Source organism: Lysobacter sp. Root604 (assembly GCF_001427505.1).
Lineage (GTDB): Bacteria > Pseudomonadota > Gammaproteobacteria > Xanthomonadales > Xanthomonadaceae > Lysobacter.
In genome coordinates this window covers 642066-657496 of sequence record NZ_LMGS01000001.1, presented here as the reverse complement: position 1 = coordinate 657496, position 15431 = coordinate 642066, and the positions used below count along the sequence as shown (strand labels likewise).

The following is a 15431-nucleotide window of genomic DNA, read 5'->3' as shown; positions in this document are numbered from 1 at the left end:
GGCGTAAGCCGCGACGGGGTTCCCGAGCTGGCGCCGTTGTTGCGATGACGCGATCGCGGCTTACGCCGCTCCCACAGAAGGCAGGGCGCTGCGCCGAGGCAAGGACTGTCGCGGACTCCGTGACTGCCGCGCGCTTCTTGTGGGAGCGGCGTGAGCCGCGATTCGGTAGCTGCGGGGCGTGGCGCCGGCGCGTGCGGTGGCGCGGTCGCGGCTTGCGCCGCTGCTACAGGGTGCGGTTGCGGAGGATGCTGCCGGGCTGGCCGGAGGCGCATTCATCTTCGCGCCGGACCGGGGCCGGTTCTGGCGGTTGGGCACGCATACGTAGCCGTATCCCCCGATTGCTTTAGACTGTCGCCCCTGCGGCGCCGGTAGTGCGGGCTCCGCGCAGGCGAATTCCTTCTTTTTCACCGACTTACCAGACATTCCTGGCGTTAAGCGCAACGCGCGATCCACGCCGTTTCGGAGCACCCGATGATTTTCGAAACCCTCGACACCTTCGGCCATGAGCAGGTCGTGTTCTGCCACAACAAGGACGCCGGCCTGAAGGCCATCATCGCGATCCACAACACGGTGCTGGGCCCGGCCCTGGGCGGCCTGCGCATGTGGCCGTACAAGACCGAGCAGGACGCGCTCAACGACGTGCTGCGTCTGAGCCGCGGCATGACCTACAAGAACGCGGTCGCGGGCCTGAACATCGGCGGCGGCAAGGCGGTGATCATCGGCGATCCGGCCGCCGACAAGTCCGAGGCGCTGTTCCGCGCGTTCGGCAAGTTCGTCGATTCGCTGGGCGGCCGCTACATCACCGCCGAGGACGTCGGCATCGACGTCAACGACATGGAATACGTCTACCGCGAGACCGAGTACGTCACCGGTGTGCACCAGGTCCACGGCGGTTCGGGCGACCCCTCGCCGTTCACCGCCTACGGCACCCTGCAGGGTCTGATGGCGGCGCTGAACAAGCGCTTCGGCGACGAGGAAGTGGGCAAGTACAGCTACGCCGTGCAGGGCCTGGGCCACGTCGGCATGGAGTTCGTGAAGCTGCTGAAGGAACGCGGCGCCAAGATCTTCGTCACCGACATCAACAAGGGCCTGATCGACAAGGCCGTGAGCGAATACGGCGCCGAAGCGGTGGGCCTGGACGAGATCTACGACGTCAACGCCGACGTCTACTCGCCCTGCGCACTGGGCGGCACCATCAACGAGCAGACCCTGCCCCGCCTGAAGGCCAAGATTATCTGCGGCGCGGCCAACAACCAGTTGGCCAACAACGCGATCGGCGACGAAGTGTCCAAGCGCGGCATCCTGTACGCGCCGGACTACGCGGTGAACGCGGGCGGCGTGATGAACGTGGCGCTGGAACTCGACGGCTACAACCGCGAGCGCGCCATGCGCATGATGCGCACGATCTATCACAACCTCGGCCGCATCTTCGAAATCGCCGAGCGCGACGCGATCCCGACCTACAAGGCCGCCGACCGCCTCGCCGAAGAGCGCATCGACGCGATCGGCAAGCTCAAGCTGCCGATGGGCCGCTCGGCTCCGAGCTTCCGGGGTCGAATCCGCGGCGGCCACTAAGCGATTCGACGACGACGGGGCCGCAAGGCCCCGTCGCTGTTTGGGCGCTACACACACAATTTGTGCAACCAGATCAGATCGACAGGAGTTCCGATGCGTCCGTTCCCCCTGGGTGAAGAGATCGATGCGCTGCGCGAGGCCGTGCGCCGCTTCGCCGAAGCCGAAATCGCGCCGCGCGCCACGCAGATCGACCACGACAACGCCTTCCCGCAGGACCTGTGGCCCAAGCTGGGCGAGATGGGCCTGCTGGGCATGACCGTGCCGGGCGAGTACGGCGGCAGCGAGATGGGCTACCTGGCTCACCTGGTCGCGATGGAAGAGATTTCGCGCGCGTCCGGTTCGATCGGCCTGTCCTACGGCGCGCACTCCAACCTGTGCGTGTCCAATCTGTACGCCAACGCCAACGACGCGCAGCGCCAGAAGTACCTGCCCAAGCTGTGCACGGGCGAGTGGAAGGGCGCGCTGGCGATGAGCGAGCCGGGCGCCGGTTCCGACGTGGTCGGCTCGATGAGCTGCCGCGCCGAACTCAAGGGCGAGGTCTGGGTCGCCAACGGCAACAAGATGTGGATCACCAACGGCCCCGAGGCCGACGTGCTGATCGTCTACATGCGCACCGCCGGCAAGGACAGCGGCAGCCGCTGCATGACCGCCTTCATCGTCGAGAAGGGCATGCCGGGCTTCAGCACCGCGCAAAAGCTGGACAAGCTTGGCATGCGCGGCTCCAACACCTGCGAGCTGGTGTTCGAGAACTGCGAGATCCCGGTCGCCAACGTGCTGGGCGAGGTCAACCAGGGCGTCAAGGTGCTGATGAGCGGTTTGAACACCGAGCGCCTGGTGCTCAGCGGCGGTCCGCTGGGCCTGATGCAGGCGGCGATGGACAGCGCCCTGCCCTACGTGCGCGAGCGCAAGCAGTTCGACGCGGCGATCGGCACCTTCGGCCTGATGCAGGGCAAGATCGCCGACATGTACACCGCGCTGCAGTCCAGCCGCGCCTTCGCCTATCAGGTCGCGCGCGATTTCGACGCCGGCCACAAGAGCCGCGTGGATGCGGCCTCGTGCCTGCTGCACGCGTCCGACAGCGCGGTGCAGGTGGCGCTGGAAGCGATCCAGACCCTGGGCGGCAACGGCTACATCAACGAGTACCCGACCGGCCGCATCCTGCGCGACGCCAAGCTGTACGCGATCGGCGCGGGCACCAACGAGATCCGCCGTATGCTGATTGGGCGCGAGTTGTTCGACGGCAAGTCGTGAGGTAGATCGCGCCCGCTTCGGGATGCCGGAGTGAGCGTGGGGTGCGGTGGCCGCGGCGGTACGATTCGCTTGCCGCGGCTTCGATGCATTGCGCTGCCCGCTTTCTGTGGGAGCTGCTGTGTGTGGGAGCGGCGTCCCACTGGGATTTCCTTCGGCCATTCGCCGCGATCGCGCAAGCGTCGGAATCGCGGCGACAACCACACCTCAGCAATCGCGGCTTACGCCGCTCCCACAGGAAGCTGGGGGCGCATGGTTGCGCCGGTGTGTGTGGTTTCGCGGTCACGGCTTACGCCGCTCTTACAGGGAGCGGTTGCGAAGGGCGCTTAGCTTTGGGTAGGAGCGGCGTGAGCCGCGACTGGCCTCCGAGCTCGCGCTGTAGTCGAGTAACGCGGTCGCGGCTTGCGCCGCCCCTACCCCGAGACCGCGGGCCAGCCCGCCGGGTGCGCCTGGACGCAGCCAAGGCCGGCGCATTTGGGCGCAGTCACCTTCGTGGGCGTTTCGTTGGCGTACACCAAGCTGAGCGGGATTGCGAAGATTTCGTTAGTCCGCTCTCAGCGGTCCCTGCGACGCAATCCACAGTTTTGATGCCCCGCTCAGCCCGTCCCGGGCCGGGCTTCGACCCGCCCGAACCGGGCCCTTTCCGGCATTTGCGGCAGTGCAGCATCGAGTCGCATAATCGGAAAGTTCCGGCCGCCGCGCCGGCCGCACTATTTCGGAGTCCGCCATGAGCGACATCGTCATCGTCGGTGCCAAGCGCACCGCCATCGGTTCCTTCCTCGGCCAATTCACCGGCGTCCCCACCCCGACCCTGGGCAGCGCCGCGATCTCGGCCGCGCTCGAGCAGGCCGGCGTGGCCGCCGACCAGGTCGACGAGGTGATCATGGGCTGCGTGCTGCCCGCCGGCCTCGGCCAGGCGCCGGCGCGCCAGGCCGCCCTGGGCGCCAACCTGCCGACCGCGGCGGGCTGTACCACCATCAACAAGGTCTGCGGTTCGGGCATGAAGGCGATCATGCTGGGCCACGACCTGATCAAGGCCGGCTCGGCCACGGTCGTGGTGGCCGGCGGCATGGAGTCGATGACCAATGCCCCGCACCTGCTGAATAACTCGCGCACCGGCATCCGCTACGGCAGCGCCGAGATGCTCGACCACATGGCCTGGGACGGCCTGACCAACCCCTACGACGGCAAGGCCATGGGCGTGTTCGGCGACGCCACCTGCGCCGAATACGGCTACGACCGCGCCGCGATCGACGCCTACTCCGAAGAAAGCGTGAAGCGCGCCCAGGCCGCGATCGCCAGCGGCGCCTTCAAGGACGAGATCGTCCCGGTCACCGTCAAGGGCCGCAAGGGCGATGTCGTGGTCGACAGCGACGAAGAGCCGGGCAAGATCGACGTCAGCAAGATCCCGGGCCTGCGCCCGGCGTTCGGCAAGGACGGCGTGCTGACCGCCGCCGCGTCCTCGAAGATTTCCGACGGCGCGGCCGCCACGGTGCTGATGTCGGCCGACCAGGCCGCCGCGCGCGGGCTCAAGCCGCTGGCCCGCATCGTCGCCCACGCCGGCCACGCCCAGGCCCCGGAATGGTTCACCACCGCTCCGGTGAAAGCGATTTCAAACGTGCTCGAGAAGGCCGGCTGGACGGTCGCCGATGTCGACCTGTTCGAGGTCAATGAAGCGTTTTCAGTGGTCGCCATGGCTCCCATGAAGGACCTTGGGATCCAGCACGAGAAGCTCAACGTCAACGGCGGCGCGGTGGCCCTGGGCCACCCGATCGGCGCCAGCGGCGCGCGTTTGGTGGTCACCCTGCTGAACGCCCTGCGCGCCCGCGGCGGCAAGCGCGGCGTGGCCTCGCTGTGCATCGGTGGCGGCGAAGCGACCGCGATCGCGGTCGAGCTCCTGTAAAAAGTTAAAAACGCGTTGTGCAAAAAAAACCGGCCAGCCGCTTGACACGCGTCACTGGCTTGTCATCATGTTATCGGCGCGCAACTGCGCGTTGCCTAACTAATCGACGAGGAAACCGAATCATGACTTTCAACAAGGCGCTGCTCGCCCTGGCTCTGGGCCTGGCCCTGGCCGCTTGCTCGAACCAGAAGCAGGCTGATGAAGCTGCTGCTGATGCCGCCGCTGCTTCGACCGAAGCCCAGGCCACCGCCGACGCCGCTGCCGCCACCGGCGACACCGCCGCTGCCGACGCTGCTCAGGCTGCTGCCGACACGGCCGCTTCCGCTGCCGACGCCGCTGCCACCTCGGCCGACGCGACCGCCGCTGCCGCTACCCCGGCCGCTGCTGACGCCGCTGCCGACGCCGCTGGCAAGGCTGCTGACGCTGCCGCCGACGCCGCTTCGGCCGCCACCCAGGCGACCGACGCTGCTAAGGAAGAGCCGAAGAAGTAATGCCCTCCTCGGTTCGCTAGAACCGATCGGGTACGCAAGTCAGGAAGAGCCGCCGGTTTACCGGCGGCTTTTCCGTAGCTGAAACAGTGGTCAGTGAACGATAGAACCGGCACAGCCCGGGTCGCTGCGCGCACTGGCGTTGCCTGATGTACGTCCGCGCTTACACAGATAATCCTTCAGACAACTCCTCCGGAGACAACCATGAACACCAAGCTCCACGTCCTCCTCGCCGTCGCCGTCCTGGCTCTGTCGGCTTGCACCAACAACACCGACGCTGCGAAGGACGAGGCCGCTCAGGCCGCGACCGCCGCCGAGCAGGCTGGCGACGCCGCCGCCCAGGCCGCTGACGCTGCCGGCACCGCCGTCGCCGAAGGCGCCGACGCCGCTGCTGCCGCCACCGGCGAAGCCGCTGCCGAAGCCGGCGCTGCCGTGAACAACGCTGCTGACGCCGCTGGCGCCGCTGCCGCGAACGCCGCTGCCGGCGCCGCCGCTGCGACCGCCGACGCCGCCAACGCCACCGCCGACGCCGCTCAGAAGGTCGCCGACAAGGCCGACGCTGCTGCGACCGAAGCGAAGGCCGAAGCGAAGAAGTAATTCGCTGCTAGCCCGTAACACCGAGAGGCCCGCGCAAGCGGGCCTTTCTTTTTGTGCCATGCGTATGCGCAGCCCCGCTCCGTACGCCGGCGCCCGGTCGCGCGCCGGCGAAAGCGTCATTGGCCGGCGCCTACGCTTTGTGGTTTGATGCCGCGTCTTTCGAACAGCCCGCATCGATGCCCGCGATCACCTCCCAGCTCGACCCGCGCTCGCAGGATTTCCGCGACAACGCGGCCTATCACCAGGCCCTGGTCGAGGAACTCGACGCCCGCCTCGCCCGCGCCGCCCACGGCGGCGGCGACAAGGCCCGCGACAAGCACACCGAACGCGGCAAGCTGCTCGCGCGCGACCGCATCGCCGCGCTGCTGGATCCGGGTTCGCCGTTCCTGGAGATCGCGCCGCTGGCCGCCGAGGGCATGTACGACGGGGCCGCGCCGGCCGCGGGCATGGTCGCCGGCATCGGCCGGGTCCAGGGCCAGGAAGTGGTGATCGTGGCCAACGACGCCACGGTCAAGGGCGGCACCTACTTCCCGATGACGGTGAAGAAGCACCTGCGCGCGCAGGAAGTGGCGCGCGAGAACCGCCTGCCCTGCATCTACCTGGTCGACTCCGGCGGCGCCTTCCTGCCGCTGCAGGACGAGGTGTTTCCGGACAAGGAGCACTTCGGCCGCATCTTCTACAACCAGGCCCGGCTGAGCGCGGAAAACATCCCGCAGATCGCCGTGGTCATGGGCAGCTGCACCGCCGGCGGCGCCTACGTGCCGGCGATGTGCGACGAGTCGATCATCGTCAAGGAACAGGGCACGATCTTTCTGGGCGGCCCGCCGCTGGTCAAAGCCGCGACCGGCGAAGTCGTCGACGCCGAGGCCTTGGGCGGCGCCGAGGTCCACACCAGCGTGTCCGGCGTGGCCGACCACTTCGCCCAGGACGACCGCCACGCGCTGCAGATCGCGCGCGAGATCGTCGGCAACCTCAACCGCCGCAAGACCCTGCCGGTGGCCGTGCAGCCCGCGCGCGAGCCGCTGTACGCGGCGCAGGAGCTGTATGGCATCGTGCCCAAGGACACCCGCCGCCCGTTCGACATCCGCGAGGTGATCGCGCGCATCGTCGACGGCAGCGACCTGCACGAGTTCAAGGCGCGCTACGCCAAGACCCTGGTCACCGGCTTCGCCCATGTCCACGGCTACCCGGTCGGCATCGTCGCCAACAACGGCATCCTGTTCGCCGAGAGCGCGCTCAAGGGCGCGCACTTCATCGAGCTGTGCAACCAGCGCGGCATCCCGCTGGTGTTCCTGCAGAACATCACCGGCTTCATGGTCGGCAAGAAGTACGAGAACGCGGGCATCGCCAAGGACGGGGCCAAGATGGTCACCGCGGTGGCCTGCTCGCACGTGCCCAAGTTCACGGTGGTGATCGGCGGCAGCTTCGGCGCCGGCAACTACGCCATGTGCGGACGCGCCTATGGGGCGCGCTTCCTGTGGATGTGGCCGAACGCGCGCATCAGCGTCATGGGCGGCGAACAGGCCGCCTCGGTGCTGGCCACGGTGCGCCGCGACGGCATCGAGGCCGCCGGCAAGGTGTGGACGCCGGACGAGGAAGAAGCCTTCAAGGCGCCGATCCGCGAGCAGTACGAATCGCAGGGCAACCCCTACTACGCCAGCGCGCGCCTGTGGGACGACGGCATCATCGACCCGGCCGACACCCGGCGCGTGCTCGGCCTGGGCCTGTCGGCCAGCCTCAACGCGCCGATCGAGGACCGCACGCGCTTCGGCGTGTTCCGGATGTAAGCGGTAGGGCCGAGGGGATATTCCGGCGGCGCCTGCGCGCGCCGTCCGCTCTCCGTGCGCCCTGCCCGCCGCCGCCCACGGCGAGCCACCGCCTTGCCGCAGAACCGCCCGGCCGCGTCCGCGCGCGCCGCCGAGCCGCCCCGCGGCAGGGTATCTTCCCGAGCTGCGCGCAGATGCGCCGCCGTGGGCGTCCCCGCCCGACCAACGCGACGTCCACGCACTGCCTCATTCCGACCCACCCACGCACATCCCTGACCATGATCGTCGGCATCGACCTCGGCACCACCCATTCCCTGATCGGCAGCTATGGTCCGGACGGCCCGCGCCTGATCCCGAACGCACTCGGCGAGCTGCTGACGCCGTCGGTGGTCAGCGTGGACGACGACGGCGCCATCATCGTCGGCCGCGCCGCCCAGGAGCGCATGGTCTCGCACCCGCAGCGCAGCGTCGGCGCGTTCAAGCGCTGGATGGGCACCGACCGGCGCACCGCGCTGGGCAAGCACGCGTTCCGGCCCGAGGAACTGTCGGCGCTGATCCTGAAGTCGCTGCTGGCCGACGCCGAGGCCCAGCTGGGCCGCAAGATCGAGGAGGCGGTGATCAGCGTGCCGGCCTACTTCTCCGACAGCCAGCGCAAGGCCACGCGCATCGCCGGCGAGTTGGCCGGAATCCGGGTCGAACGCCTGATCAACGAACCCACCGCGGCCGCGCTGGCCTACGGCCTGCAGCAGCGCAGCGAGGGCCGCTACCTGGTGTTCGACCTCGGCGGCGGCACCTTCGACGTCTCGATCCTGGAAATGTACGACGGGGTGATGGAGGTCCACGCCAGCGCCGGCGACAACTTCCTCGGCGGCGAGGACTTCTCGCGCTGCATGCGCGATGCCTTCCTGCGCGACAACGAACTGAATCTGGACAGTCTGTCCCTGGCCGAACTGGCGCAGTTGGAGCGCCGCCTCGAGCTGGCCAAGCGCGAGCTGGCGCACGGCCAACCCGCCGAGGTCGAGCTGGTGTTGCACGGCCAGCCGCGGCGCTGGCGCATGGACGAGCACGCCTTCGCCCAGCTCTGCGACCCGTTGGTGCAGCGCCTGCGCGCGCCGCTGGAGCGCGCCATGCGCGACGCCAAGCTGCGTCCGGACCAGCTCGACGAGATCGTGCTGGTCGGCGGCGCCTCGCGCATGCCGCTGGCCGCGCGCCTGGTCTCGCGCATGTTCGGGCGCCTGCCGCTGCGCCACGTCAATCCCGACGAGGCGATCGCGATGGGCGCCTGCGTGGCGGCTGGCATGAAGGCGCGCGACGAGTCGCTGGAGGAGATCATCCTCACCGACGTCTGCCCGCACACCCTGGGCGTGAACACCTCCGAGGAAACCGGCAACGGCCAGCTCGCCAACGGCATCTTCTCGCCGATCATCCACCGCAACAGCACGGTGCCGGTGAGCCGGGTCGAGCGCTACTACCCGTTGCGCGACGGCCAGCGCCAGGTCGAGTTCGAGATCTACCAGGGCGAGAGCCCACGGGTGGAGAACAACGTACGCCTGGGCAGCGTCGCCATCGACATTCCGCCCAAGCGTCGCAACGAGAACCCGGTCGACATCCGCTTCACCTACGACATCAACGGCCTGCTGCAGGTCGAAGCCACCGCGTTGTCGACCGGCCTGACCCGTGAAGTGGTGTTGGAAAAGAACCCTGGCGTGCTCAGCCCCGACGAGATCCGCGCGCGCCTGGCGGTGTTGGAGGCGCTGAAGGTGCACCCGCGCGACCAGCAGGAGAACATCGCCCTGATCGCGCGCGCCGAGCGCTTGTACGAGGAACTGTTATGGGCGCGCGAGCAATTGCAGAGCGCGCTGGTGCAATTTCGCGGCGTGCTCGACGGCCAGGATGTACGCGTCATCGCCGATCACCGCGGCCAGCTAAGCGTGTTCCTGGATCAGATCGAGGCCCAGGGCCACGCATGAATCCGTTCGAAGTGCTGGGGCTCGACGAGCAGGCCGACGCGCGAGAGATCAAGCGGGCCTACGCGGCCGCTGTGCGCGTGACGCGCCCCGATCAGGACCCGGAACAGTTCCAACGGGTGAACGAAGCCTACCGGGCCGCGCTGGAACTGCAGCAGCAGCGCGGCGACGTACGCGGCGCGCATGCGCTGCCCGTCGGCGCGGTGCGCACGGGCTGGAGCAGCGGCCCGATATCGATCGACCCGACCCAGGCGTCGCCGGCCGCCACGACGGCGACGCTGGCCGAATCGGTGTCGCTCGCTCAGATGGTGGTCGCGGTGTTCGAGGCGGCGTCGACGCATCCCGCAGCGACGTTCGCGCAATGGTTGCAGCAATACACGCCGCTGTACTCCCTGCAGCGTAAAACCGACGTCGCGATCGCCCTGGTCCGAAAGCTGGTCCTGCAAGCCGACTCGGCGCTGTCGCCCGCCGCTCTGGATGCGATCGCGGACTTCTTCGACCTCGGCAGCGTCGGGAATTATCCGGCGCCGGTGCAGTCCGCCTTCCAATCGCTGCGTCTGTTCGCGCACTTCGATTACGAGCGCTTCCAGGCCGAGCTGATCGCGCAATCCCGGGATCAATCGCTGTACCGAGTACATGCCTGGCTGCGTTCGCAGCATGCCTTGAACGACCGTGGCGTCAGGGACTACGTCGGCCAGCGCCTGCACGTTTGGTTATGGCTCGACGACACCCCTTACCTCTCCTCGCCGATCCTGGATCTGCTCGGTTCCTTGTTCGGCTATGAAGACTCCGCGCAGTTACAAGCACGCAGTACGGCGCGTTGGAGCATCGAGAGCGAAAACACCGGGCACCTGGGCGAAAATGCCAAATGGCCGATTCGCCAACTCAAGCGCCGCTTCGGCCTGCCGCGCGCGCTCGCGATCGCGGTGATACCGGAGTGGTCGCGCCGGGTCGCGCGACTGGCCCATCGTCTGAGTCAACGTTATGGGGAACGGCCATCGCAATTGAATGCCACTCAGTGCGAATTCTTCCTTCAAGTCGCGCGCAAGAGCTATTTCGGACGCTGGCGTTGGGTCGTCGCCGCTTTGCGCGCGATCGTGCCGGCCCTGGGCGTCCTACTGTTGGGCAGGCTGTTGCTCGGCGAATATCCGCTGGACGCCGGTCTTTGGTTCCTTAGCATCGGCGCGATCGTAGGCACGACGACGATAGGTTTCGACGCCATCAACGCCTGGCGCGACCGCCGCCAGGCGGCGCGGCAGGCGGCCGCTGCGCCGACACCGGCACGCTGAGCGGCCACCGATATGCACGTCGACCCGTTCGCCGCACTGGGCTTGGATCGCGACGCCGACGAACGCGCGATCAAGCGCGCGTATGCGCGGCGCCTACGCACGACCCGACCAGATGAAGACCCGGTCGGCTTCCAGCGCCTCAACGAGGCGTACCAACGCTGTCTGGCGTTCGCAACGGCGTCGTTGGAATGCGAAGACGAAGACAACGACGAGGAACTCGTCGAAGAGCCCACCGTCGACGCCAGCGTCTTCACCGCCACACTGAGCCACGACGCGCTTCTGGCCGCTACCGGCGAGCCGCCTGCGCAACCGCAGACGGACCATGAACCCGGGGACTCGGACCGCTTCGACGCGCAGGCCTTCCTCGCCGAATTGGTGCGGCGCACGCGGCAAGACTCCGCGCGCAGCCTGGAGCGCTGGCTGCGCGAATTGCCGGCGCTGTACGCGCTCGACCTCAAGGCGGCGCTACGCCTGCCGGTGGCGCTGGAGATGTCCCAGGCCGATCCGCCGCCGCGCGCCGCCAACGCGCGCGCCGTGGTGGCGTTCTTCGGCCTGGACACGGTATCGCCCAGCGACGGCTGGCTGTACGCGCAGGCGGCATATGTGCTGCGGCGCGCGCAAGCCGTGGAGGACTACGATTACGAGATCGCACGTCTACGCAGCGAGCACACGACCTCGGTCGATCGCCTCTTGGTGCGAGAGCTCGAAGGCCCGGCCCATTGGCTGCGACGCGCGTTCATCGCGCTGATCCCTGGCCTGCCATCGCGCACGCTGGCCTGGTGGCGTCATCTGTCCGACTTGGGCGCCGAACTCGCGGAAGAGCGCCTGGATCCAAAGGCGGTCTCGTTCTGGCAGGCCGCGACCGACCGCACGCGCCTGGATTGGCGCCGCGCGCTGATCGGGTGCGTGCGGGCCGCGTTGTACTGCATGTCGCTGGTAAGCCTGGTCGCGATGTTGCGGGGCGACCGCGATTTCCTGGGCTTGGCCTTGCGCGAAAGCGGCATCGTCGCCGCGATCTGGTTGTTGTGGATATCGGGCGATGTCGGCGTGCGCAGGCTGGCAGCGGCGATCGAACGGCGCACTCCTTGGGACGGGCCGTTGACGCTGGCGCTGCCCAGCCTGGCCGCAGCCCTGTCTCTGCAATCGGCGCAGCCGGAAGTCTCGATGCTGCTATCGGGCATGGCCTTGATCGGCTGGACCAGCGCACGCACGCCGGCAACGCGACGCGCGATGGTGCTCGCCGGCCTGTTCTGCGGCGTGGCCGTGCTGCCCACGCTGGGCACGACCGACCATCCCGCCATAGCGGTCGCAATGGGCGCTGCGACCCCGATCGCGACCGATGTCCTGTATGCGGCGCTGCGCCGCATCCCCCTGCGCGAAGTCCGCAGCCGCTCGGCCTGGTTGTGGCCGCTGTTCGGCCTGGCATTGGCCACGCTGATGGCGACTTCCATCTACGCGCCTTGAGTGCCTTGCGCGATGGGGCAGTCGCGCTCGCCCTATTCATCGTCCTGAAAAATTTCTGAACCATTCTGGCCTCGCACCGGATGCAAGGCTGCGGCGCGAAGCATGCAAATCCGCGTTGTTGTTGGTCGTGCGCAATCGACGGCGAAACTGAATCCGCGATGTGCGTTTTCGCTATGCGGATTGGTGAGGCGCATCACATCGGTCGCGTTGTATCAGCGTGTTAGGCTCCAAAGCTCAACCTCGCTGTTACTCGTTCTTCACCCGAACGTTCCCCCGAACTAGAGGACGCCGCGTCATGGCCATTTTCAACCAGCCCAACCCGCCCAAGCGTGAGACGCTTCCGCCGCTGCAGCCGGAGACCGCACTCAAGCGCGAGCCGGACACGGCCAACGAGATCAACTTCGGCCAGGCTTCGACGCCGGCACCCGCGCCGTTCGCCAGCGCCACGCCCGCGCCCTCGTATTCGGCCAAGCCGGTCGAGCGCGAAGGCGGCAAGGAATCGCTGATCGCGTCCGATCTGTCGATCGAAGGCAAGATCCAGGGCTCGGGCCATATCCGCATCGCCGGCCGCTTCAAGGGCGACGTGCAGGTCGACGGCGATCTCACCATCGAAGTCGGCGCCAAGTTGAACGGCGGCGTGAGCGCGCGCAAGGTCGTGATCGCCGGCGAGCTCGAAGGCAACATCAACTCGGCGCAGCGCGTCGAGCTGCTCGAAGGCGGCAGCATGGTCGGCGACGTCAAGGCCGGCGTGGTCACCGTCGCGCCGGGCTCGCGCATGCGCGGCCAGGTCGAGTTCGGTTTCGACGACAAGGACAGCAAGCCCGGTGGCGACAAGTCCGCCAAATCCGACAACGGCGGCAAATCGGAGAACGGCGCCGGCGCATGAACGCCGCACGCCCGGGCCTGCCCGGGGCGACGCGCACCTGTCCGCATTGCAAGACGACCATCCTCGACAGCGCCAACGTCTGCCCCGCCTGCAAGCACCATCTCAAGTTCGACCCGGACGCGCTGCAACAGGCGGCGGCGAAGTTTTCGCCGCTGCATGTCGAGGGCACGATCCACGCGCCCGCCGAGGGCGCGTGGGAGTACACCATGCTGCTGTCTATCCGCGACGAGGACGGCCACGAAATCACACGCCAAGTGGTCGGCGTGGGCGCCTTGTTTCCGGGCGAGCAACGCAGTTTCACCTTGGCCGTCGAGGCGGTCGCCGCGACCGGCTACAAGGCGGTCAAGCGCAAACGCTGATCCGCTATCGGGATCACGCTTCGGCATGGCCGGCGCTGGTTGCGCCGGTCGGCCCGCGTTAGCATGCCCAGGACACACCGAATCCGCCCCTGCGCCAGCGCGCACGCGGTCCGACGGTGCCAGAGAACGGACAGCCCCTACAAGGAGACGTAGCCGATGACCAAGTCATTGATCGACCAGATCGGGCGCGAGCGCGCCGATCAGATGATAGAGAAGGCGGTGACCGACGCGGTCGCCGAAGCGCAGGCGCGCGGCCTGCCGGAAGCCGTGAAAATCGATGGCGTGTGGGTCAAGCGATACCCGGACGGTCGGATCGAACCGATCGATGGGGAGGCTTCCCATGCCGACCGGTGACGACGCACCGCTGATGGTGGTGCTGGCCGGCCCGAATGGATCCGGCAAGAGCACCATCACTCGCGAACTCCGCCAGAGCGAGCACTTCCCCAAGAACTACATCAACGCCGACGACATCGCGGTGACGCTCAAGGAGCGTGTCCCCGACGAGAATCTGCGCAATCTGCAGGCGGCCAACATGGCCGAGGACCAGCGCAAGGCCGCGGTCAACGGCGACAAGCCGTTCGCGTTCGAGACGGTGATGTCCACGCCCGGCAAGCTGGCGCTGTTCGACGAGGCGCGCGGCCGGGGCTTCGGCGTCGACCTGGTGTTCGTGACCACCGAAAGCGCGCAGATCAACAAGGTACGCGTGGAGAACCGCGCCGCCGAGGGCGGGCATTCGGTCGACGGCGCCAAGATCGTCGAGCGCTACGAGCGCGCCATGGGCCTGCTGCCGGTCGCGGTGGAGAAGGCCGACACCGCGCACATCTACGACAACACCGGCAAGAAGCCGATGCTGGTGGCCGAGAAGCATCCCGACGGCCACATGAGCTATCCGCTCGGCGACCAGACGCCGGCCTGGGTGGTGGAGCGCCTGCAAAAGCCCTTGGAGCAGCGCGAGAAGTCGCGCGCCGAACTGGCGACGCTGGCCGAGCAGATTAAGCCCGGTTCGTCGTCGATGATGGTCGACGCCGACATCGGCCGCGGCCTGAGTTACAGGGGCCTGGTCGCCAAGACCACCGACAGCCATGTGATGCAGTTCGTGCCCGAGCACGAGAGCGGCAAGCCCAAGCTGGTGGTGCACGACCGCGGCGTGGCCCCGACCGGCGACTACGTGGCCCTGGCCCGGCCCGAACACCGCGGCACCCAGGTCGAGATCGGCTACGCCTTCGGCGCGGACGGCAAGCACCCGGCGACCTCGCACGTGGTCGCGCCGGCGCTGGCGCAGGGCCAGCAGCAACAGCAGCAACAAGGGCAGATGCCGCCGCCTGGGCAGGAGCCGCCATCGCAGGGGCCGCGCTCGAAGCTTTGAGGCGGTTCGGACCGTCACGAAAAACCCCGCGCTTGCGGGGTTTTTTCTTGCGCGTAGTAGCGCTCTGGTCTACCCCTTCGCAAAAAGGGATTGAGGGGGATTTGCTTTTCGACTGCGGTGGAGCAAATCCCCCCTGGCCCCCCTTTTGCAAAGGGGGGAATGCGACGCGGGGTTGGTGGTCGTGCGGCGGGCTTGTTCGCTGCGGCATCTATCTGCGCGACTCTGCACGAAATAGCGCTCTGGCCTCCCCCTTTGCAAAAGGGGGATCGAGGGGGATTTGCTTTTCGACTGCGGTGGAGCAAATCCCCCCTAGCCCCCTTTTGCAAAGGGGGGAATGCGACGCAGGGGTTGGTGGTCGTGCGGCGGGCTTGTTCGCTGCCGGCATTTATCTGCGCGACGCTGCGCGAAATAACGCTCTGGCCTCCCCCTTTGCAAAAGGGGGATTGAGGGGGATTTGCTTTTCGACTGTAGTGGAGCAAATCCCCCCTGGCCCCCCTTTTGCAAAGGGGGGAATGCGACGCGG

Annotated in this window: 13 protein-coding genes; all 13 read left to right on the top strand. The window is 67.8% G+C overall.

The genetic code is table 11. The annotated features are described in order from the left end of the window. The first annotated feature begins 471 nt into the window (after positions 1-471). The 13 genes from ASD69_RS03155 to ASD69_RS03095 all read left to right on the top strand — a co-directional run bounded on the left by ASD69_RS03155 (position 472) and on the right by ASD69_RS03095 (position 14908). Positions 472-1575 carry a Glu/Leu/Phe/Val dehydrogenase dimerization domain-containing protein gene (locus ASD69_RS03155; protein WP_056173918.1) on the top strand — a complete coding sequence of 368 codons (1104 nt, stop codon included), beginning with the start codon at positions 472-474 and terminating at the stop codon, positions 1573-1575. A 93-nt stretch (positions 1576-1668) separates the two neighbouring features. Beyond that, complete coding sequence (locus ASD69_RS03150) at positions 1669-2826, top strand: isovaleryl-CoA dehydrogenase (protein ID WP_056173915.1); 1158 nt, start codon at positions 1669-1671, stop codon at positions 2824-2826. A gap of 724 nt (positions 2827-3550) precedes the next feature. Next, entirely contained in the window at positions 3551-4726 is a 1176-nt protein-coding gene (locus ASD69_RS03145; protein ID WP_056173912.1) for an acetyl-CoA C-acyltransferase, read from the top strand. 122 nt (positions 4727-4848) lie between these two features. Beyond that, the gene (locus ASD69_RS03140) at positions 4849-5217 is read left to right on the top strand and encodes a hypothetical protein (protein WP_056173908.1); all 369 of its coding nucleotides are present in this window, start codon (positions 4849-4851) and stop codon (positions 5215-5217) included. Positions 5218-5418: 201 nt separating this feature from the next. Continuing rightward, positions 5419-5811: a hypothetical protein gene (locus tag ASD69_RS03135; protein ID WP_056173905.1), complete on the top strand. Its 393-nt coding sequence runs from the start codon at positions 5419-5421 to the stop codon at positions 5809-5811. Between the two features lie 176 nt (positions 5812-5987). Next, positions 5988-7598 carry a carboxyl transferase domain-containing protein gene (locus tag ASD69_RS03130; RefSeq protein WP_056173902.1) on the top strand — a complete coding sequence of 537 codons (1611 nt, stop codon included), beginning with the start codon at positions 5988-5990 and terminating at the stop codon, positions 7596-7598. A 257-nt stretch (positions 7599-7855) separates the two neighbouring features. Continuing rightward, complete coding sequence (locus ASD69_RS03125) at positions 7856-9547, top strand: molecular chaperone HscC (RefSeq protein ID WP_056173899.1); 1692 nt, start codon at positions 7856-7858, stop codon at positions 9545-9547. Then, positions 9544-10833, top strand: a complete 1290-nt coding sequence (locus ASD69_RS03120; RefSeq protein WP_056173896.1) for a J domain-containing protein — start codon at positions 9544-9546, stop codon at positions 10831-10833. The genes ASD69_RS03125 and ASD69_RS03120 overlap by 4 nt, the downstream gene beginning before the upstream one ends. A 12-nt stretch (positions 10834-10845) precedes the next feature. Then, the gene (locus ASD69_RS22585) at positions 10846-12297 is read left to right on the top strand and encodes a hypothetical protein (RefSeq protein WP_056173893.1); all 1452 of its coding nucleotides are present in this window, start codon (positions 10846-10848) and stop codon (positions 12295-12297) included. 295 nt (positions 12298-12592) lie between these two features. Further along, complete coding sequence (locus ASD69_RS03110; RefSeq protein ID WP_056173891.1) at positions 12593-13183, top strand: polymer-forming cytoskeletal protein; 591 nt, start codon at positions 12593-12595, stop codon at positions 13181-13183. Next, positions 13180-13542, top strand: coding sequence for a hypothetical protein (locus ASD69_RS03105; protein ID WP_056173888.1), 363 nt, complete (start codon positions 13180-13182; stop codon positions 13540-13542). Before ASD69_RS03110 ends, ASD69_RS03105 begins: the two co-directional genes overlap by 4 nt. A gap of 156 nt (positions 13543-13698) precedes the next feature. Continuing rightward, positions 13699-13896, top strand: coding sequence for a hypothetical protein (locus ASD69_RS03100; RefSeq protein ID WP_056173883.1), 198 nt, complete (start codon positions 13699-13701; stop codon positions 13894-13896). Further along, a complete protein-coding gene (locus tag ASD69_RS03095) occupies positions 13883-14908 on the top strand; it encodes a zeta toxin family protein (protein ID WP_056173880.1) in 1026 nt (341 codons plus the stop codon). The genes ASD69_RS03100 and ASD69_RS03095 overlap by 14 nt, the downstream gene beginning before the upstream one ends. The last annotated feature ends 523 nt before the right edge of the window (positions 14909-15431 follow it).

What these genes read in the sequence shown, in the direction of transcription:
- ASD69_RS22585 (WP_056173893.1), top strand. Translation starts at nt 10,846, where the DNA reads ATGCACGTCGACCCGTTCGCCGCACTGGGCTTGGATCGCGACGCCGAC.
- ASD69_RS03125 (WP_056173899.1), top strand. Translation starts at nt 7,856, where the DNA reads ATGATCGTCGGCATCGACCTCGGCACCACCCATTCCCTGATCGGCAGC.
- ASD69_RS03095 (WP_056173880.1), top strand. Translation starts at nt 13,883, where the DNA reads ATGCCGACCGGTGACGACGCACCGCTGATGGTGGTGCTGGCCGGCCCG.
- ASD69_RS03155 (WP_056173918.1), top strand. Translation starts at nt 472, where the DNA reads ATGATTTTCGAAACCCTCGACACCTTCGGCCATGAGCAGGTCGTGTTC.
- ASD69_RS03150 (WP_056173915.1), top strand. Translation starts at nt 1,669, where the DNA reads ATGCGTCCGTTCCCCCTGGGTGAAGAGATCGATGCGCTGCGCGAGGCC.
- ASD69_RS03145 (WP_056173912.1), top strand. Translation starts at nt 3,551, where the DNA reads ATGAGCGACATCGTCATCGTCGGTGCCAAGCGCACCGCCATCGGTTCC.
- ASD69_RS03110 (WP_056173891.1), top strand. Translation starts at nt 12,593, where the DNA reads ATGGCCATTTTCAACCAGCCCAACCCGCCCAAGCGTGAGACGCTTCCG.
- ASD69_RS03135 (WP_056173905.1), top strand. Translation starts at nt 5,419, where the DNA reads ATGAACACCAAGCTCCACGTCCTCCTCGCCGTCGCCGTCCTGGCTCTG.
- ASD69_RS03105 (WP_056173888.1), top strand. Translation starts at nt 13,180, where the DNA reads ATGAACGCCGCACGCCCGGGCCTGCCCGGGGCGACGCGCACCTGTCCG.
- ASD69_RS03140 (WP_056173908.1), top strand. Translation starts at nt 4,849, where the DNA reads ATGACTTTCAACAAGGCGCTGCTCGCCCTGGCTCTGGGCCTGGCCCTG.
- ASD69_RS03130 (WP_056173902.1), top strand. Translation starts at nt 5,988, where the DNA reads ATGCCCGCGATCACCTCCCAGCTCGACCCGCGCTCGCAGGATTTCCGC.
- ASD69_RS03100 (WP_056173883.1), top strand. Translation starts at nt 13,699, where the DNA reads ATGACCAAGTCATTGATCGACCAGATCGGGCGCGAGCGCGCCGATCAG.
- ASD69_RS03120 (WP_056173896.1), top strand. Translation starts at nt 9,544, where the DNA reads ATGAATCCGTTCGAAGTGCTGGGGCTCGACGAGCAGGCCGACGCGCGA.